Origin of the sequence: Microbacterium sp. LMI12-1-1.1 (assembly GCF_040676455.1) — a bacterium.
GTDB lineage: Bacteria > Actinomycetota > Actinomycetes > Actinomycetales > Microbacteriaceae > Microbacterium.
The window spans coordinates 893,066-912,184 of record NZ_JBEGIA010000012.1 but is presented as its reverse complement, the minus strand read 5'-3'; the positions used below and the strand labels follow the sequence as shown (position 1 = coordinate 912,184).

General features: G+C 71.0%; 16 protein-coding genes. 4 read left to right on the top strand and 12 right to left on the bottom strand.

The genetic code is table 11. The features are described from left to right. Nucleotides 1-74 precede the first annotated feature (74 nt). From MRBLMI12_RS12650 to MRBLMI12_RS12630, 5 genes are all read right to left on the bottom strand, one after another. Nucleotides 75-698: a response regulator transcription factor gene (locus MRBLMI12_RS12650; protein WP_363356826.1), complete on the bottom strand. Its 624-nt coding sequence runs from the start codon at nucleotides 696-698 to the stop codon at nucleotides 75-77. Then, the gene (locus MRBLMI12_RS12645; RefSeq protein ID WP_363356825.1) at nucleotides 698-1,954 is read right to left on the bottom strand and encodes a sensor histidine kinase; all 1,257 of its coding nucleotides are present in this window, start codon (nucleotides 1,952-1,954) and stop codon (nucleotides 698-700) included. Before MRBLMI12_RS12645 ends, MRBLMI12_RS12650 begins: the two co-directional genes overlap by 1 nt. Further along, on the bottom strand, nucleotides 1,923-4,058 hold the full coding sequence (locus tag MRBLMI12_RS12640) for an MMPL family transporter (protein WP_363356824.1): 2,136 nt from the start codon (nucleotides 4,056-4,058) through the stop codon (nucleotides 1,923-1,925). The genes MRBLMI12_RS12645 and MRBLMI12_RS12640 overlap by 32 nt, the downstream gene beginning before the upstream one ends. A gap of 81 nt (nucleotides 4,059-4,139) precedes the next feature. Then, nucleotides 4,140-5,189 (bottom strand): FUSC family protein, encoded by a 1,050-nt coding sequence (locus MRBLMI12_RS12635; RefSeq protein WP_363356823.1) that lies wholly within the window; start codon nucleotides 5,187-5,189, stop codon nucleotides 4,140-4,142. A gap of 13 nt (nucleotides 5,190-5,202) precedes the next feature. Continuing rightward, entirely contained in the window at nucleotides 5,203-5,826 is a 624-nt protein-coding gene (locus MRBLMI12_RS12630) for a TetR/AcrR family transcriptional regulator (protein ID WP_349426226.1), read from the bottom strand. 129 nt (nucleotides 5,827-5,955) lie between these two features. Between MRBLMI12_RS12630 and MRBLMI12_RS12625 the strand changes: the two genes are divergently transcribed. After that, nucleotides 5,956-6,762, top strand: coding sequence for a sugar phosphate isomerase/epimerase family protein (locus MRBLMI12_RS12625; protein WP_363356822.1), 807 nt, complete (start codon nucleotides 5,956-5,958; stop codon nucleotides 6,760-6,762). Continuing rightward, nucleotides 6,762-7,889 carry a Gfo/Idh/MocA family protein gene (locus tag MRBLMI12_RS12620; protein ID WP_363356821.1) on the top strand — a complete coding sequence of 376 codons (1,128 nt, stop codon included), beginning with the start codon at nucleotides 6,762-6,764 and terminating at the stop codon, nucleotides 7,887-7,889. The genes MRBLMI12_RS12625 and MRBLMI12_RS12620 overlap by 1 nt, the downstream gene beginning before the upstream one ends. Before the next feature lie 117 nt (nucleotides 7,890-8,006). Here MRBLMI12_RS12620 and MRBLMI12_RS12615 read toward each other — a convergent pair whose 3' ends face one another. The 7 genes from MRBLMI12_RS12615 to MRBLMI12_RS12585 form a co-directional block, all read right to left on the bottom strand. Then, nucleotides 8,007-10,745, bottom strand: a complete 2,739-nt coding sequence (locus tag MRBLMI12_RS12615) for a Tat pathway signal sequence domain protein (RefSeq protein WP_363356820.1) — start codon at nucleotides 10,743-10,745, stop codon at nucleotides 8,007-8,009. Nucleotides 10,746-10,802: 57 nt separating this feature from the next. Further along, entirely contained in the window at nucleotides 10,803-10,940 is a 138-nt protein-coding gene (locus tag MRBLMI12_RS12610) for a LacI family DNA-binding transcriptional regulator (protein WP_363356819.1), read from the bottom strand. After that, nucleotides 10,940-11,569: a hypothetical protein gene (locus MRBLMI12_RS12605; RefSeq protein WP_363356818.1), complete on the bottom strand. Its 630-nt coding sequence runs from the start codon at nucleotides 11,567-11,569 to the stop codon at nucleotides 10,940-10,942. The genes MRBLMI12_RS12610 and MRBLMI12_RS12605 overlap by 1 nt, the downstream gene beginning before the upstream one ends. Before the next feature lie 4 nt (nucleotides 11,570-11,573). Then, nucleotides 11,574-12,461 carry a carbohydrate ABC transporter permease gene (locus MRBLMI12_RS12600; RefSeq protein WP_363356817.1) on the bottom strand — a complete coding sequence of 296 codons (888 nt, stop codon included), beginning with the start codon at nucleotides 12,459-12,461 and terminating at the stop codon, nucleotides 11,574-11,576. Beyond that, nucleotides 12,458-13,420, bottom strand: a complete 963-nt coding sequence (locus MRBLMI12_RS12595) for a carbohydrate ABC transporter permease (protein ID WP_363356816.1) — start codon at nucleotides 13,418-13,420, stop codon at nucleotides 12,458-12,460. Before MRBLMI12_RS12595 ends, MRBLMI12_RS12600 begins: the two co-directional genes overlap by 4 nt. A gap of 61 nt (nucleotides 13,421-13,481) precedes the next feature. Continuing rightward, a complete protein-coding gene (locus tag MRBLMI12_RS12590) occupies nucleotides 13,482-14,813 on the bottom strand; it encodes an ABC transporter substrate-binding protein (protein WP_363356815.1) in 1,332 nt (443 codons plus the stop codon). Between the two features lie 115 nt (nucleotides 14,814-14,928). Then, nucleotides 14,929-16,005 (bottom strand): substrate-binding domain-containing protein, encoded by a 1,077-nt coding sequence (locus tag MRBLMI12_RS12585; protein ID WP_363356814.1) that lies wholly within the window; start codon nucleotides 16,003-16,005, stop codon nucleotides 14,929-14,931. An 85-nt stretch (nucleotides 16,006-16,090) separates the two neighbouring features. Here MRBLMI12_RS12585 and MRBLMI12_RS12580 point away from each other — a divergent pair, with 85 nt between their 5' ends. Next, nucleotides 16,091-18,088 carry a DUF2264 domain-containing protein gene (locus MRBLMI12_RS12580; RefSeq protein ID WP_363356813.1) on the top strand — a complete coding sequence of 666 codons (1,998 nt, stop codon included), beginning with the start codon at nucleotides 16,091-16,093 and terminating at the stop codon, nucleotides 18,086-18,088. Beyond that, a complete protein-coding gene (locus MRBLMI12_RS12575; RefSeq protein WP_363356812.1) occupies nucleotides 18,085-19,086 on the top strand; it encodes a hydroxyacid dehydrogenase in 1,002 nt (333 codons plus the stop codon). Before MRBLMI12_RS12580 ends, MRBLMI12_RS12575 begins: the two co-directional genes overlap by 4 nt. Nucleotides 19,087-19,119 lie beyond the last annotated feature (33 nt).

Sequence of the window (19,119 nt, the reverse complement as noted above, 5' to 3'; positions counted from 1 at the left end):
CGATTCCTCTCCAGCCTCGGCGAGCGCAGGGCGGAGCGGATCCATCGAAAGGTTGAGGTCGGCGGGCGCTCAGGTCACAGGAGTCCGCGCTCGCGGGCGACGGCCACCGCCCGCGAGCGGCTGTCGACGCCGAGCTTGGCGAAGATGTGGACGAGGTGGGTCTTCACGGTGGCCTCGGCGACGAACAGCGACTTCGCGATCTGCGGGTTGGATGCGCCCTGGTCGAGCAGGCGGAGCACCTCGTGCTCGCGCTCGGTGAGGCGCACGCGCGGAGCGCGCAGCACCTGCACGACCCGTTCGCTCAGTTCAGGGGTGAGCGCGAGCCGGCCGGCCGCCGCCTCGCGCACCGCGCGCACGATCGCATCGGGCGCGGCGTCCTTGAGCACGTAGCCCGAGGCGCCGGCCTCGATCGCGCCCAGGATCTCGGCATCCCGATCGAAGGTCGTGAGGATGACGACCGCCGGCGCCGGATCGAGGGCGCGCAGCGCCGCGGTCGTCTGCACGCCGTCCATGCCCGCCCCCATGCGCAGGTCGCACAGGACGATGTCGGGCGCGAGGTGCCGGCTGAGCGCCACGGCCTCTTCGCCGGTCGCCGCCTCGCCGACGACCTCGACATCCGGGTGACTGTCGAACAGCGCCCGCACCCCGGCGCGGACGATGGGGTGATCGTCCGCGATCAGCACCTGCAGCACGCCCATCACGCCTCCTTCGTCACGATCGGGACGGATGCCGACAGCGCGGCACCCGCACCGGGCGTGCTCTCGACGTCCAGTCCCCCGCCGAGCTCGCGCAGCCGGTCGCGCATCGCGCGCAGCCCGTATCCGCCACCCGATCCGGCGGGGTGTCGTTCCCATTCCGCGGCGTCGAACCCGGCGCCGTCGTCCACGATGTCGAGGCGGACGCTGTCGCCGCCGTCGACCAGGCTGACGACGATGCGGTCGGCGTGAGAGTGCGTGCGGGTGTTCGCCAGCGCGGACTGCGCCGTGCGCAGCAGCGCCACCTCGACCTCCACGGGAAGAGCCGGAACGGTGTCGTCGACGCGGAGCTCGGTGCGGATGCCGGTCTCGTCGCTGAGCCGGTCGAGCATGCGCTGCAGCGCATCGGCGAGAGCGGACCCCTCGAGCTCCGCCGGCATCAGGGCGTTGACGATGCGGCGCGTGTCGGCGAGGCCCTCTCGGGCGAGGTCGCCGATCTGCCCGAACGCCCGGGCGGCGGGCACCGGTGCGGATGCCGCAGCCCCCGCCGCGATCATCCCGATGGAGGTGAGGCTCTGGGCGATCGTGTCGTGGATGTCGCGGGACAGGCGCGTGCGCTCGGCGACGGCGCCCGCGTCGCGCTGGGCGCGGGCGAGCTCGTCCTGCAGCTGCGCCATCTCCTCGTGGGCGGTCACCAGGGAGGAGATGAGCCGGCTCCGCTCCCGCCCGTCGCGTACGAGCTCCAGGTAGCCGCGCGAGATGCCCAGGGCGAACACGCCGCCGACGACCGGCCCGATCACGTCGGCGTAGCCGATGGTGCCGGTATGGACGAGCGGTGCGGCGATGACGACGGCGAGCACGACGATGCTGAACGGGATCGCCCACCGCAGGCGGAGGACGAAACCCGCCAGCAGCCACAGCGGAAACGCCAGCCACACGAATTCGGGGGAGATCGCGACGGCGCCGATCCAGATGAGCGCCAGGCCGACGAGCCAGCCCGCGGCGACCCCCGGGTCGCGGGTGCGCTCGCTCAGCAGCAGGCCGCCGAAGTACCAGCCGCCGAACACCACCGAGACGGCGACGACCCACGCCACCGGCGTGCCGTCGCCGACCGCCCGCGCGGCGCCGACCACGAGGAGCGCGGCCGTGATCACGGTCTGGCCGACGCGGATCGAGGCGATGAGGCCCCGCCAGGACCGCGATGGCAGCAGGCCCGGATCGCCGGCCTCAGGCGACGGGCTCGCGGAGAGCTGCGGCATCCGCGGACACCCCTTCCTCTGGGTTGCGGACCCCGCCGTGACGCGGGGCCGCAGCCGCCGGAATCCGGCCGGGCCACCACATCCGGCGGCCGACCAGCGAGAACAGCGCGGGCACGACGAGTGTGCGCACGACCAGGGTATCCACCAGGACTCCGACGCCGACGATGAGCCCGATCTGGCCGAGCGTCACGAGCGGCAGCAGGCCGAGCGCCGCGAAGACCCCGGCCAGCACGATGCCGGCGCTGGTGATGACGCCGCCGGTCGCGGCGACGGCATTCACCATCCCTGGGCGCGTCCCCACGGCCGCCGCCTCGGTGCGCGCCCGATGCACCAGGAAGATCGTGTAGTCGACGCCCAGCGCCACCAGGAAGAGGAACGCCAGCAGCGGTACCTGCAGATCCAGTGCGGTCCAGCCGAAGAGGGTGCGGCCGAGCCAGGCACCCGCTCCCATGGCTGCGACCGCGCTGAGGGTGTTGACGAACAGCAGCAGGAGCGGTGCCACGAGGGCGCGCAGGAGCACGACGAGCACCAGGAAGGTGACGAGCAGCACCAGCGGCGCGATGAGGAGGAGGTCGCGCACGCTGGCGTCGTACGCGTCGGTGGCGACGCCGGCGGGTCCTCCGACCAGAGTGCCGGCGGATGCTGCGTGGCCGGCGTCTCTGACGGCGTGCACGAGCTCGCGGCTCTCGGGCGTTCCCGGTCCGGCGTCGCTCACGACGACGAGCTTCGCCAGCGCCCCGTCGACGCTCTCCGCCACGGCCGTCACCCGCTCGATGCCCGGGATCGCATCGACCGCGTCGGCCACGGCATCTGCGTCCGACGTGTCGGTGATGACGACCATCGGCTCGGCCTCACCCGGGGCGAAATGGTCGCCGAGCACCTCGAGCCCGATCGCGGACTCCGACGGCACCCGGAACCGCTCTGACTGGCTCAGTCCGAGCTGCATGCCCATCAGGCCGGTGGCCGACACCACGAGCAGCAGCAGACCCGCGACGACCGGCAGCACCGGGCGCGCGACGACGCGCGCACCGAGGGTGCGCCACGCTCCGACGCGCTCGGCAGCATGCTGGGCCCCCGCCGCAGGCCGGGGGATCAGCGGCCAGAAGACACCGCGTCCGCAGACCGCGAGTGCCGGCGGCAGCACGAACAGCACGGCCAGCACGGCGATCACCAGTCCCACCGCCGACGCGATGCCGAGTCCTCGCGTGCCGGGGACGACCGCGAGCAGCAGCGTCGCCAGCGACACGACGACGGTCGCGTTGGAGGCGGTGATGGCGGGCAGGCTCGCGCGCCATGCCCGCGCCAGCGCGGCGCGGTGGTCGTCGTCGCGCCACAGCTCCTCGCGGTACCTCGACACGAGGAGAAGCGCGTAGTTCGTTCCGGCGCCGAACACGAGCACACTCACGATGCCGGTGTCGAACTGCAGCTCGAGAGCGGTGCCGAGGGCCGCGGTCGTCTTGCCGGCGAGCTGATCCGCGAGCGCCACGACCGCGAGCGGCACGAGCCAGAGGAGCGGTGACCGGTAGGTCGCGATCAGCAGCAGCGCGACGATCCCGATCGTGACCAGGAGGAGCGTGAGATCCGCGCCGTCGAAGGCCGCCGCGACGTCGGCGCCGAAAGCGGCCCCACCGGTGACCTGAACCGTGACGCCGTCGATCGGGTGGTCGGCGATCACCTCACGCAGCGCATCGACCGCGTGCGCGGCCTCGTCACGGTCGTCGCCGATCTCGACCGTCGAGGTGAGAACGGCCGCCTCGCCGTCCTCGCTCGGGATCGGGCCGGTCGCGCTGCCGCCGGTCGCGGCGTCGATCTCGGGGGCGAGGTCCGACAGCGCCTCGAGATCGGCGGCCGTCAGGGCGGCGCCGTCCTCGCGGGAGGCGACGACGAGGAGCGCCTGATCCGCGGCGTCGGAGAACTCCTGGGCGAGCGCTGCCACCTGCCCGCTCTCGGACTGCGGCGGTGCACTGTCACCGCCCGCGGCGAGGTCGGCGCTGCCGAAGATGCCGAGCAGTGTCGCGAAGGCGAGCACGCCGAGGGCGAGCGAGACCCACGCGCCCCGTCGTGAGGTCAGCCGCTGAGAGAGGAGGTCGATGAAGCGATGCACCCCACCAGTCCACGTGCGAGAGGGCCCCCACGCGTCGGGCGGCCGGTCGACGTCGAGGTCAACCGATCGATGGATGCCGCGTCAGTCCTCGCGCGCGTGGAGCACGCCCGTGACGGCGCCCAGCGCGGCTCCCGCCAGGGTGTCGACCACCCGCTCGGTCGCCACCGCCACGGTGTCGACGGTGCCGGTCGCCGCACCCGTCAGCAGCAGCACCAGCGGCGTGATGAAGACCAGCGCGAGCGCGTAGTTGCGCACGATGAACAGCTCGATCGTGAACTGCAGCACGCCTAGCAGCAACGCGAGCCACAGCGCGGGGATCGGCAGCGGCGCCAGCAGCAGGTACACGCCCGCACCGAGGATCGTGCCGATCATGCGGTGCAGTCCCCTGCTGTACGCCGCGCGGCGATCAGCGGCGACGCCGATGACCGCGACGGCCGCGCCGACGATCCAGTAGGCCCGGTCGGGGTCGAGCACCAGGCCGAGGACGATACCGACCACCGTGGCGATCGCCACACGGGCGAGCAGCAGGCGCTGGCCGGGGGGCCACGCGGGTCCGGGAAGAACCTGGCGCAGCGGCCGCGCGGCGACCCGGCGACGACTCGGCAGCACGAGCGGAGCCAGCGACACCACGCCGGCGAACAGGATGCCGCACGCCACTGCTGCGACATAGGTCGCGGCATCCGCTCCCGACGCCACGATGTGCGCCGACAGCCCGTAGACGAGCACGATGAAGAGCGGCCCCGGCGGGCCGACGGCGAAGCCGAACATGGCCGCCGCGGCGGCGATGGTCACGACCGCGAGCCCGATGATCGTCGCGACCGGCGACGGTCCGGCCAGCGCGCCGAGCGTCGCGGCGACGAGCAGCCCGCCCGCCACGAACGGCACCACGCGCAGCCGCTCGAGGACCGGCAGATGGGTCGCGTAGAGGGCGACGAAGGCCCCCGTGGCCGCCTGGAATCCGAGGTCGGGGCGGTCCAGCAGCGTCATCACGGCGATCGGGGCCGTCATCGCCACGGCGGCGCGCAGTCCGATCGCCCACCGCGGCGCGGGTGCCGGTGCGAGGCGGAAGAGGCTCGACACCGCGTGGGTCAGGTCGGCGGCGAACCGGCGGCCGCTGCTCTTGCGGGGCATGCCTTCGTCCTGCTCAGGCCGACGGCTCGGTCGCGGTGCTCCCACTGAGCAGCTGATCGAGCAGGGTGAGTGCGGCGTCCTGCGGCGCGTCCACGTCGAGCAGCCACTGGGTCTGCAGGCCGTCGGATGCCGCGATCACGAGTGCGGCGACGGCCATCGGGTCGACGTCGGACCGGATGCGTCCGGTCGCCTGGTTGCGGCGCACGCGCGCGGCGAGATCGGCGCGGACGCGCGCGAAGCGGGTGGTGGCGAACTCCCGTGCGGCCGGATGCCCCTCCTCGAGGGCCGACGCCACGAGCGTCGAGTAGAGCTGCACGAGTCCCTGCACCTCGCGGTTCGACTCGGTCCAGCCGCGCAGCATCTCCACCGGCGTCATGTCGGCGTCGGCCGGGTGCTCGTCGTCGCCGCGACGCTCGGACTCGCGGTACACCTCGACGAGCAGCTCTTCGAGCGAGCCGAAGTAGTGCTTCAGTGCGGCGTGGGTGACGCCGACCTCCTCGGCGATGGCGCGCAGGCTCGTGCGGTCGGAACCGCGCCGCGCGAACACCTCGATGGCCCGGTCGAGGATCTCCTGGCGGCGGGCCACGCCCTTCGCGTACGACCCGCGCAGGGCCGGCTGGTGCTCCTCATCCGCCATGCGAACCATGCTACCGAATAAAAACCTCCACCTGGAGGTTTTCGTGATAACGTGATGCGGTCCGGGCGATCCCCGTCCGTCGACGCCACTCAGACACCCGTCAAAGCAGACAACGAAGGAGCGCGACCGATGCCGGTCCAGACATCCATCCAGCTGTTCACCGTCAAGGACGCACTCGAGGCCGACCTCGACGGCACCCTCGCCGAACTCGCCTCCCGCGGCTTCACCGCCGCCGAGCCCTACGACTTCGTGCGACGGGCCGAGCCCCTCGCCGCCGCCCTCAAGGCCAACGGCATCGCCGCGCCCACCGGTCACGCGTTCCTCGCGTCATCCTCGTTCGTCAACCCCGACGGCACGACGACGACTCGTCCGGTTCCCACTCCCGAGGCCGTCTTCGACGCCGCGGACATCCTCGGCATGACGACGGTCATCGAGCCCTACACCGACCCCGCCCTCTGGCAGAGCCGGGAGCACATCGCCGAGATCGCCCGGCAGCTCAACGCCGCCGCCGAGATCGGCGCCGCGCGCGGCATCCGCGTCGGCTACCACAACCACGCCCACGAGCTCGAGACGACCTTCGACGGCAAGACCGGCCTCGAGGTCCTCGCCGACCTGCTCGATGAGCGCGTCGTGCTCGAGGTCGACCTGTACTGGGTCGCCCGCGCCGGCGTCGACTCGCCGACGCTGCTGCAGACGCTCGGCGACCGCGTGATCGCCGTGCACGTCAAGGACGGCACGCTCGACCCCGAGGCCGTCGCGGCCTACCCGCCGGCCGACCAGGTCCCCGCGGGTCAGGGCGTCGTGCCCCTCGAAGAGGCGCTGGCCGCGGCATCCGCTCTCGAGGTCGCGATCGTCGAGTTCGACCACTTCAACGGCGACCTGTTCGACGCCGTCGAGCAGAGCCGCGTCTTCCTGGACGAGAAGGTCGCCGTCTGATGGCCGCCTCTTCCGGAGCCGTCGGCGTCGGCATCATCGGCGCGGGCAACATCAGCGACCAGTACCTGACGCACCTCACCAGCTTCCCCGACGTGCGCGTGATCGCCATCGGCGACGTGATCGAGGACCGCGCCAAGGCGCAGGCCGAGAAGTACGGCGTGCCGCGCGCCGGCGGCGTCGACGTCGTGCTGAACGACCCCGACATCGAGATCGTCGTCAACCTCACGATCCCGGCCGTGCACGTCGAGGTGTCGGAGGCGATCATCGCCGCCGGCAAGAACGTATGGACCGAGAAGCCGATCGGCGTCGACCGCGAGGAATCCCAGCGACTGCTGCAGAAGGCGGATGCCGCGGGCCTGCGCGTCGGCGTCGCACCCGACACCGTGCTCGGACCGGGCGTGCAGACCGCGAAGCGTGCGATCGCCCGCGGCGACATCGGCCGCCCGCTGTTCGCGACGACGACCTTCCAGTGGCAGGGTCCGGAGCTCTGGCACCCGAACCCGGCGTTCCTGTACGCCAAGGGCGCCGGTCCGCTGCTCGACATGGGGCCGTACTACGTGTCCACGCTCGTGCACGTGTTCGGCCCGGTCGCCTCGGTCGCAGCGCTCGGCCTCCGCGGCGTCGAGACCCGCACCGTGAAGTCCGGAGAGCTCGCCGGCCAGGAGTTCCCCGTCGAGATCCCGTCGACGCTGTCGGTGCTGATGGAGTTCGAGCAGGGCGGTCAGGCGCAGAGCCTGTACAGCACCGACTCCCCGCTGCTGCGCCACGGCATCGTCGAGATCAACGGCACCGAAGGCACGATCGTGATCCCCGACCCGAACACCTTCGGCGGCGACATCACGATCACCCGCCCGCTCACCGACGTCTCGGTGCGGGAGCAGGAGATCCTCCAGGTGCCGCAGGAGGGCGTCCTCGCCGGTCGCGGCCTCGGTCTGCTCGACATGGCCCGCTCGATCCGCGACGGCCGCCCGCACATCGCCACCGGCGAGTTCGGCTACCACGTGCTCGACACGCTGCTGTCGATCGAAGAGGCCGCCGAGTCGCGCACCTACGTCGAGGTGCAGAGCACCGTCGGCGAGGTGGGCTCGCTGGCCGCGGACTTCGATCCGCTCGCCTCCACGCTCTGACCCACACCGGTTCACTCGAAGACCCCCTGCCACACGGCAGGGGGTCTTCGTGCATGGGAGAGCGGATGCCGCGACCCGCGGCATCCGCCGACTTCGCGAGCGTGCTCGTCGCCCCGATCAGATCTCGTCGCCGACCAGTGCGAGGCACTGCATCGCGGCGAGCCCGTACTGAGCACTGGCGTTGGTGCTGAACGGCGCCTCGTCGATCGGGTTGAGAACGGTCGGCCCCTCGATGCGCGTCGCAGTGAACGCCAGGCTCTCGGGGTAGCCCGCGTGCCCGGTGCGGAACTCCTTCCAGGCTCGTTTGGCGAGGGTTGCGTCGCCGAGCTGATGCGCGGCGTACGCGGTCGCGCGGGAGTACGCCTGGCGCAGGTTCTGATTGCCCCACGACGAGCCCGTGATCGCGATCTGCTCCGCCGAAGTGGCGTTGTAGAGGCGGCAGTAGTTCACCCACTGTTCGGTCACCTCGGGGTCGTCGATGAGGTCGATGAGCTCGGTCATGAGCTCGAACAGGCCGAAGACGGAGTCGAGCGAACCCACCTCGACGCTCTTCTCGCTCGGTCCGCTGAACGTCCCGTCCGCCAGGTTGTAGCGCACCTCGCCGCCTTGCGACCATCCGTTCGGAAGCGCCGCGATCGTCTTGGCTCCGTTGACGAGCTTCGCCTCGGCGATCGGATCGCCGTTGCGCTCCCATTCGGCGAGCCAGGCGAGCGCGAGAGCGCCCCAGTCCGTCGTGGTGGAGACGCCGAGCGCGTCGGGCTGCGGGTTGTAGACCTCGTCGCGGATCTTGCGTGCCGGATCCAGCACGAGGAAGGTCTTGTCGGCATCCACGAGATCCTTCATCAGGTCGCCGACGCGCTCGTCTGCAGTGAGGAAGTAGTAGAAGCGGCGGTAGCCGGCATTGCTGATGCGCTGCTGTTTGGCGCTGTCGGCCCAGTGCATGATGCCATGGCGGGTGCCGAGGTCACGGTATTTGCCGAGGTGATACACGTCCACCTCGCCGGTGTGCCGCGTCATCGCCTCCGCGAAGCGGAATGCCGTGGCGTCTCCCGTGCGCAGGTAGTGGTACCAGAGCCACATGTCGGTGCTGAGCTCGGAGTTGTCCCACGCGTAGCCGCCGACGTCGTACCGCCAGACATGGCGATCGCGATCGAACTCGTGCATCACGTCGCCGTAGTCCCAGAATCCGTACCACGAGCGTTGATCCACCTGGTTGATGTAGTGCTGGTGCATGAAGGCGAGCTTGTCCTCGACCGCGATCTTCGCGAGGTTGGACCGATCGACCGGCGCCCACGAGCCGAACACGCCGGCGGAGTGGTTGTGCTCCGGCGCGCTGATGAGAAGGGGCGGTGTCGCGTTGGCGTCGGCCAGCGCGCTGAAGTCCCCGGCGGTCGGCGTCGCGCCGAGCGCCCAGAAGCTCAGCTCCGTGGTCCGCGCCACGCCATACGGAGAGCCGAAGCCCGGCTCGTAGTCCTCGTAGGTGATCTCCAGCGCGTCCAGCTGCTTGGCGTAGGTGTCCTGGCCGAGCCCGTCGTGGTAGAACCGCAGGTCCATGGCCCCGGCCTTGGGCGACCACATCCACGCCGTCGCGGTGGCCCTGTCTGTCGCCGCACCGGAGATCTCGAGCTCGGTGGGGTGCAGCTGCCAGAAGTTGCGCATTCCGAACGCCAGGCCGCCGGCCGGGCTGCCGACATACGCGAGCCCGCGGGCCCGGCGTCCCGCGTCGACGCGGATCCACGAGTGCCCCGCGGATGTGCGCTTGCGGATCTCGAAGCCCTGCGCTGTCAGCTGGCTCAGGCTGTAGTCGCCCCACGCGGGGATCCACTGCAGCCGTGAGGTCACACGCTGGTCCCACGTCGCCGGATCGGGCGTCCACGTGCCCGCGATCTGTGCGCTCCGCGCCGCGGCGCCCGGATCGCGACGGAGGCCGGTGATCCCGCGCACCGCTTCGCCGAGGACGCCGGCGCCGTCGCCCGCGAACCGGATGTGCCGATCGTGCAGCTGGGCGGCCAGGGGCACCGAGAACGTGAAGCCGATCCCGGTGATGAAGTCGGCGTTCTCGTCGCCGTCGAACACGAAGCTGTGCACGACGCGCACCCCGTCGGAGCCTGCGTACAGATAGAACCGCACGTCGAACGGCAGCCAGGTGCGGTTGCCCCTCTTGTGGGTGCCGGTGACGCGCACCACCGCACGCACCGGGCCCTTCTGCTCGACCTTGACCGCCGACACCTGGCTCTGGAACTGCTCGCGGACCACCTTCTCGGCACCATCGGTGTCGGGCTTGTCCTGGCGCATGGCCACGAGCCTGCCTTCCTCGGCGATCACGGTGTCACCCCGGCGGATCGATGAGACGAGGTGCGCCCCGTTCTTCGGGAACTCGACACGGATGACGCCGGTGTCGACGACGACCCGCCCCGGGTTGTCGGAGACGGAGATGGCGGATGCCGGGGCGGCGGGAGCGCCGGGCTGCAGCGAGTAGCCGGCGGCGCGACCAGACGCCCCGCTCACCGCATGGGCCGTCCATTTGACCGAGCCGTCAGGCCACCAGCCTGTGGGCCAGCTCTGGACGGGGACCGACTCGCCCGAGTCGGCGACGAGCGCGAAGGTCTGGTCCGGGCTGAGCGCGCCACGGGGCCAGGGCACGCCCCACGTCGTCCCTGCGACGAGCTGGGCGGGCGTTGAACCCTCCAGCCAGCGCAGCGGGATCGGCCCGTGGCCCGTGAGCGCCTGTGGGACGACCTGACCGAAGGCGCCGCGCAGCCCCGGCGCCGCGTGCGCGGCCGACGGGGACGCGAACGCCGCGGCGACTCCGGCTGCGACCGTCGACTGCAGCAGTGTTCGACGACTGATGTCCATGGCGATGACTCCTCGATGAATCCGCGGAGCCGTCGCTGGCTCCGACCGCCACCGAAACTAGGCCGGAACTTCGCACCGTCTGATCAATCGGACAAAAGCGTTCAGCACGCGGGAGGCCGTCGATTGCGACACACCGGCCGCGCGCGCGACGTCCTCGAGCGTCGCCTCGGCCGGGACCAGCGCGTCGGCGGACATCAGCGGGATCGGGTGGCGACCGCTCTGGTGGCCAGCACCAGCATCCCGGGAACGAGCACGACCAGCGGCGCGAACATCCAGACGATCAGCGCGCTCAGCGCGAGGGCCAGCAGGAGAAGGAGCGACCCCGCGATGTCGCGCGCGGACTTCTCGGCGGCCTCGCGGATGAGCGCGCTCCACCGCGAGGCGGGGTCCCAGCCGCCGGCCGCTCGGAGCAGCACCACTGCCGCCATGACACCGATCGCCCCCGAGCTCCAGCGGAACACCTCTCCCCCCGGCATCCCCTGCATGGCGGGCGTCGTGAGCGTGACGGTGACGGCGGCGAACGCAACGGCGCTGGCGACGCCCCAGACCCACCCGCTGCGCAGCGCGCGCAGGAAGTCCCGCCCCAGCTCGACGAGCGAGTCCGACTCGCCCTCGACGTGCCGGCGGAAGTGGGAGGCTCCGGCCGCCATCGCGGGGAGCGCCGTCACCGCCGGGATGGCGAGCACCGCCACGGCGAGACTGACGACGATCGTCTCGGAGAACAGCGTCAGACCCCGGCTCGAGAGCAGCCGCGCGACCCGCCGCGGCCCCTGCCGCGACGGGTGCGCGCGGCTTGCGGCGCCGGCCGTGTTCACGTGCGTCATCGCCTCAGCCCTTCAATCCCTGGGTCGCCACGCCGTCCACGAGGTACCTCTGGAAGATGAGGAAGAAGAGGAAGACCGGGATCAGCGCGAGCACGGCCATCGCCATCTGCGCGCCGTAGTCGGCCGACGAGCTCTGGTCGACGAACAGCCGCAGCGCGATCGGCAGCGTGTACAGGTCGGGGTCCTTGAGGTAGAGGAGAGGCCCGAAGAAGTCGTTCCACGTCCAGATGAACGTGAAGATGGCGCTCGTGACCAGCGCGGGCTTCAGCAGGGGCAGCATGATCGCACTGAACGTGCGGTAGTGCCCGGCGCCGTCGATGCGCGCCGCCTCGTCGAGCTCGCGCGGCAGCCCCCGCATGAACTGCACCATCAGGAAGACGAAGAAGGCCTCGGTGGCGAGGAACTTTCCGAGCAGCAGCGGCGTGAACGTGTTCACGAGTCCAAGTGCGTTGAACATGATGTACTGCGGGATGATCACGACGTGGAACGGCAGCAGGAGCGTCGCGATCATGATCCCGAAGTAGACGTTGCGTCCCGGGAAGCTGATCCGGGCGAACGCGTAGGCGGCGAGCGCGGAGGAGAGCACCACGCCGATCACCGACGCCACCGCGAGGATGGTGGAGTTCTGGAAGAAGGTCCAGAACGACACCCCGCCGATGCCGCTGAGCGCTCGCTCGTAGTTCTCCGCCGTCACCTCGCGCGGGAGAAGCTGGGCGTTGCCGACGATCTGCTCCGACGGCTTGAAGGTCGACAGCAGCATCCAGGCGACCGGGTAGAGGATCACCACGAGCAGCGCGAGCACCACGACGTGGAAGACGATCTCCTTGCCGGTCCAGCGCCGACGCGGCCGGCGCGCGGTCTTCGCGGTCACGAGCAGTTGCGTGGCGCTCATCGTCCTTCATCTCCTGCGTAGTGGACCCAGAATCTCGAGCTGCGGAAGAAGATCACCGTGATGAACGCGATCACGAGCACGAGGATCCAGGCCATGGCCGAGGCGTACCCCATCTGGAAATCGCGGAAGCCGCGGAAGTAGAGGTACAGCGTGTAGAAGAGCGTCGACCTCGCGGGACCGCCGGTGCCGCCCGAGATGATGAACGCCGAGGCGAACACCTGGAACGCGTTGATCGTCTCGAGGAGCAGGTTGAAGAAGATCACCGGGGACAGCATCGGGATCGTGATCGCCCAGAACTTGCGGAGGGGACCGGCGCCGTCGACGGACGCGGCTTCGTACAGCTCTTGGGGGACCTGCTTCAGACCGGCGAGGAAGATCACCATCGGCGCGCCGAACTGCCAGACGGCGAGCAGGATCAGCATCGGCATCGTCTTGTCGGGGTCTCCGACCCATCCGCCGGCAGGGACTCCGAAGAACTGCTGGATGCTGTCCACGGGGCCGTCGTCGATGAACATGGCCTTCCAGACCACGGCGATCGACACCGACGCACCGACGAGCGACGGCAGGTAGAAGGCGGAGCGGTAGAAGCCGCTGCCGCGGAAGGTCGCGTTCAGGACGAGCGCGACGCCGAGCGCCGCCGCGAGCTTGAGGGGCGTGCCCACGAGCACGTAGGTCGCGGTGACCTTCCACGCCTGCAGGTAGTCCGGGTCGCTCCACAGCCGCACGAAGTTGTCGAAGCCGACCCACTGGGGAGGGCTGAAGAGGTTGTAGTCGGTGAAGGCGAGGTACAGCGACGCGATCATCGGCCCGGCAGTCAGCAGAAGGAAGCCGATCAGCCACGGGGCGAGGAAGACGTAGCCGGCGCGGATGTCCTCCCACCGGCGTCGGGGGCGGCGTGGCGGGGGCTGCGTGGGCGGCGTCTCCGGCGGCGCCGGCGGTGCGAGTGTGTCAGCGGTCATTGCAGTGCCTCTTCCGGATGCTGCGGGCGGCGCGCATCGCTGCACGCCGCCCGCGTCAGGATCACTTCAGTGCGTTGTCGGCCTCGGCGAACCAGCGCTCGGCCGCCTCCTCGGGCGTGGCCGCACCGTAGGCGACGTCCTGGCTGATCGCCACGAACGTCTGCTCGAGCGTGCCCAGGCCCTGGACGGCGGGCGGAGCCTGACCGTCGAGCTGGTCGGCGACCGCCTCCTGGTAGGCGAGGATCTTCTCGTCGAGCTCGTTCGCCTCGATGCCCGCCGCGGCCGTCGACGACGCCGGGACGCCGCGCGACATGCCGAAGATCGCACCCACCTCGGGATCGTTCACCAGGAAGTCGATGAACGCGGCCGCCTGAGCGGGGTGTTCGCTGTTGGCGCCGATCGAGAGCATCAGACCGGGCTTGAGGAACATCCCGGTGCTGTCCTCGTCGTCGTAGGGCGGGATGGCGAGGGAGAGCTCGGGGGCTGCGGGACCCTCGCTGAAACGCGCGAGGAAGTTCGCCCAGCTGACGTCGCTGGCGATCTCGCCCGCACCGAGCGCGTCCACGCCCTCCAGCTGCGCCTGTCGTTCGGCGGGCATGGCCGCGCCCGACTCGTGCAGCGGGGCGCTGCGCGACCACCAGTCGGCCAGGTCGCTCTGCTCGAAGCCCAGTTCGCCGCCGTCGATCAGCGACAGGCCCTGCTGGCCGAGCCAGATCTGGAACAGCCAGAAGTACTGCGTGTAGTCCAGCGAGCCGTACACCACGGGATCGTTCGATGCGCCGGCGGCCGAGACCTCGGCCAGGAACTCGTCGTACTCGTCCCACGTCACCGGCCCCTCGGGCACGTCGACGCCCAGCTGCTCGAGCAGCGGCTCGTTGTACAGGGTCGCCAGCGTGCTGCTCGAGGAGGCGAGGCCGAAGATCTGATCGTCGACCGCGCCGGCCTCGACGAGCGACGGCTCGATGCCGTCGGTCGCGATGGCGTCGCCGAGGTAGTCATCGAGGGCGAGGACGTGGCCGAACCCGCCGTACTCGGCGAGATAGGCGAGATCCATCTGGAACACGTCGGGGAGAGTGCGGCTCGCGGCCTCGGTGTTGCGCGCGGTCCAGTAGTCGCCGAAACCGGCGTAACCGGTCTGGATGGTGATGTTCGGGTTCTGCTCCTCGAACAGGTCGATCGCCGCCTCGTAGCGCTCGGCGCGGCTGGCGTCGCCCCACCACGCGAAGTTCAGCGTGACTTCCTCGTCGGGATCGGCCGTCGCTGCGGGCGTCTCACCGCCGCCGGAGCAGCCGGTGAGCACAGCGAGTGCGCCGACCGCGAGGGTGGCCCCCGCGATGAGTGCGCCGCGCCGGGCGGTGGACCTGGTCGCACTGGTGAATGTTCGGGATGTCATCGGAGCCTCCTTGCTCGTTGCCTCTCGTCGCTCGCGCGGCGAGATCCCGCCGGGAGCGTGCAGAGACAAGGTAGATCGAGGCCCCGAGCGTTCCTGCCCAAGTGGACAAAAACGATCAGGCGATCGTGCCGCACGACTCCCGGACCGTCAGCCGGGGCAGCATCGTGATGTGACGTGCCGCCGTCGCCGAACGGTCCGGTGCGGCGATCCGCTCCGTCATGATCCGCAGCACCTCCTGGCCGAGGTCACGCCCCGGCGCGGTGACACTCGTGAGCGGCACCATCGCGAGGCCGGCCGTGTCGTCGTCGTACGCCACGATCGCGAGGTCGTCGGGAACCCGGATGCCGCGATCCGTCGCGAGCTCGACGAGCCGGGCAGCGTGCACATCGGTGTGGACGATCGCCGCCGCGGTCGAGGTCCGTCCGCACGCATCGAGGAACGCGACCAGGGCGTCGTCGAGCGGTTCGTCATCGCCTTCGTCACCCTTCGGGAGCGCGGCGTAGGGAGCCTCGGCGAGTCCGAGCCGGGCGATCGCGGACGCGTGTCCCTCGCGGATGAGCGGGGCGGTCGGCGTGCGATCGAACAGGGCGAGCCCGACCGCCGCATGGCCCAGCGCGGCCAGGTGCTCGACGGCGAGCTGCGCGCCGCGCGCATGATCGGTGCGCGCGCTGTCGAACGCCGCGAGCGCCGTCGACTCCAGTCGCCGCTCGAGGAACACCACGGGCACGGGGATCGTGCGCACCCATTCGGCCAGCTCGATCTCGGTGCGACTGCGCATGGTGGGGGCGAGGATGATGCCGGCGACGCCGACATCGACCAGCCGCTCGACCTGCCGCTGCTCGAGCTCTTCCCGGTACTGCGACGTCGCAAGCACGATCCGTGTGCGGCCACCGCGGGAGGCGGCATCCATTCCTCGCACGATCTGGGGAAAATGGCTGACCGACGAGGGAACGACAACACCGATGTTCGCACGTGCCGGCTGGGCGACCGGCGGCGCACCCAGGGCGATCGCGCCACCGTGGACGCGAGCGAGCCTGCCCGCCTGCTCGAGCTCGACGATGTCTCGCCGCACCGTCACCTGCGAGACGCCGAGCTGCTCGGCGATGTCGGCGGCGCTGACGCTGCCGTGCAGCTCCAGCTGCCGCAGCAGGTGTGCGTGCCGAGTCCTGGGAAGAGCGTTCTGTCCCACCATGTGCGAAGTCCGTTCGTCGCAGTCTGATCCGGGTGCCCGTTCGTGATCGAATTTGTCCGAAAGAGCGGATGAGTACAGGAGCGTAATGCACGATCGACGGGTGACGACGATGTACCGGGATGCCGCAGCGACGCCGACGACCGCACGCGACCGGTGGCAGCAGCTCGCCGATGAACTGCTGCAGGCGGCCGGTGCGCACGCGTCCCCCAGCGGCTCCCTCATCACGCTGCCGGGACCTGTCAGCGCGTCGGGCCGGTGGAGCGACGGGCTCGAAGGATTCGCCCGCACGTTCCTGCTCGCGGCGTTCCGCGTGCGGGGCGCCGACGGGGCCGACCCCTCGGGAGTCCTCGAGCGGTACGCCCGCGGTCTCGTCGCAGGAACGGATGCCGCGAGCCCCGAGCGGTGGCCCACCATCGCCGAGCGCCGGCAGGCCGTCGTGGAGGCGGCATCCGTCGCGATCGCCCTCTCGGAGACGCGGCCGTGGCTCTGGGATCGGCTCGACGACGCCGTGCAGAGCCGCATGGTCGAGTGGCTCGGCGGCGTCGTCGGCACGAGCGGCTACACGAACAACTGGATCTGGTTCCAGAACGTCATCGAGGCGTTCCTCGCCTCCGTCGGCGGGCCGTGGAAACAGGACGACCTGGATCGCAACACCGAGATCCAGGAGAGCCTGTACATCGGCGACGGCTGGTACTCGGACGGGAGCGGACCCGACGGCGTCCGCCGCAGCTTCGACTACTACGCGGGCTGGGCATGGCACGTCTATCCCCTCCTGCACGCCCGCATCCGAGGCGTCGAACTCGAGGAGCTGCACCGCGAGCGCCTGCGGGCCTTCCTCGACCAGGCGCGGGACCTCGTCGGGTCGCACGGCGACCCGCTCTTCCAGGGACGCTCGCTCACGTACCGCTTCGCGATGCTCGCGCCGTTCTGGGCCGGCACGCTGGCGGGCGCCACTCCGCTGGAGACGGGCGCGACCCGGGGCCTCGCCGATTCGGTGCTCGACCGGTTCCTCTCGGCAGGAAGCGTCGACGACCGCGGGCTGCTGTCGATCGGATGGCACCGCGAGTTCCCCCCGATCCGGCAGGTGTACACCGGCTCGTCCTCGCCGTACTGGGCGAGCAAAGGGATGCTGGGGCTCTTGCTTCCGCCCGAGCACCCGGAGTGGTCGGCCTCGGCGCCCGCTGCCGACCGGCCCGCCGTCAGCGTGCGCGCACTGCCCGCGCCCGGCTGGCTCGTGGTGCGCTCCGAGCAGGACGGCATCGTGCGCGTGCTCAACCACGGCTCGGACGGATTCCGTGGACCGGCCGGAGCCCCGCGCGCCGACAACCCGTTCTACCAGCGCCTCGGCTACTCGAGCTCGACCTCGCCCGCACTCACCCGCGCCGGCGTGGGGCGGCCGCTGGAGTCCCACGTCGCGCTGCTCGACGCGGGCGGGCATCCGTCGCATCGCGACGCCATCGAGCCGGTGCACGTGGGCGGGCGCGTCGCGGTGTCGCGCTCCCGCGTGCACTGGCTCGACAGCGGGACCGATGCGGCCCCGGCCGACGTTGCCGGATGGGCATCACTGCGGCGTGGACCCCGGGTCACCGTCGCGTCCGTGGCGAACGGCGTGCACGAACTGCGCCTCGCCTGGTGGAGTCCCGCGCCCCCGGTCGCGACGCCGTCGGCGTCCGCCGATGCGGACTCGGTGTGGCCGGTAGACGAGGGCCCATGGACCTTCCGCGTCGGAGGGTGGCCACTCCCCGTCGACGCGGGACAGTGGGCCGGTGAGGGCGCGAAGGCTTGGAGGGCCGACGGGCTGACCACCGCGGTGCGAGGGGTGCGCGGGCTCGCTGAGACCGGCCTCGACCGCCGCGAGGACGGCGATCCGTTCGCGTCGGGCGCCGTCACCCCCTGGGTGGCCGGGGCCGAGCCGGCGCATCGCGGCCACATGGTCGCCGCGCTCGTCACGCTGGGCGCCGTCGGGGCGGGCCTCGACCTCGCCTTCGTGCCGGCCGTCGAAATCGAGTCCGACAGCATCGTCGTCCGCTGGCCGGACGGAACCGTCGATGTCGTCCCGACCGACGGCGAGGTCATCGGATGACCCGTCCGCCCACCCTGCTCGCCATGGAGTCGCCGCAACTCGCCGGCGACCTGTTCGACGCGCGGGCGCGCCGTGACCTCGATCGCATCGTCGCGGTCCACGCCGAGGTGCTGACCCCCGAGCTGTCCGCCATCCCCGCCTCGACCGAGGACGTCGAGATCCTCATCACCGGATGGGGTGCACCGCGGCTCGACGAGGCGACCCTCGCCCACTGGCCACGGCTTCGGGCCGTGGTGCACGCGGCCGGGTCGGTGAAGCGCCTGGTGACTCCTGCCGTCTGGGAACGCGGCATCCGCGTCTCCAGCGCCGCCGGCGCGAATGCCGTCCCTGTCGCGGAGTACACGCTGGCGGCGATCCTGCTGAGCGCGAGCGATGCGCTGCGCTCGGCCCACGACTTCTCGCGGACGCAGGACATGCTCGCGGCGCGCCCGCGCGGCGACGTCGGCGCATTCGGCATCACGGTGGGCGTGATCGGCGCATCGCGCATCGGGCGACGCGTGGTCGAACTGCTGCGGCCGTTCGACGTCGACTGCCTCATGTTCGACCCGTCGCTCACCGCCGAGGAGGCAGCCGCGCTCGGCGTCGAAAGGGTGTCGCTGCCCGAGCTCCTCACGCGGTCGCGGGTGGTGTCGATCCACGCGCCCGCGCTTCCCGAGACGCATCGCATGATCGGTCGCACCGAGCTCGCACTCATGGCCGACGGCGCCACCCTCATCAACACCGCGCGGGGTTCCCTGGTCGACACCGATGCCCTGGTGGACGAGCTCAGAGCCGATCGGCTGCGGGCGGTGCTGGACGTCACCGATCCGGAGCCGCTGCCGGCCGGCCATCCGCTGTTCTCGCTTCCGGGCGCCACGCTCACACCGCACATCGCCGGGTCGATGGGCAATGAGCTGCGACGCATCGGCCACCATGTCGTGGCCGAGGTCCAGCGGTTCGTCCACGACGGCGCGCTCGCCGACGAAGTCACCTCACCCGATCTCGTCCGCATCGCCTGACGCGCGACCTGTGGACGCCACAGCGTGCGGCCG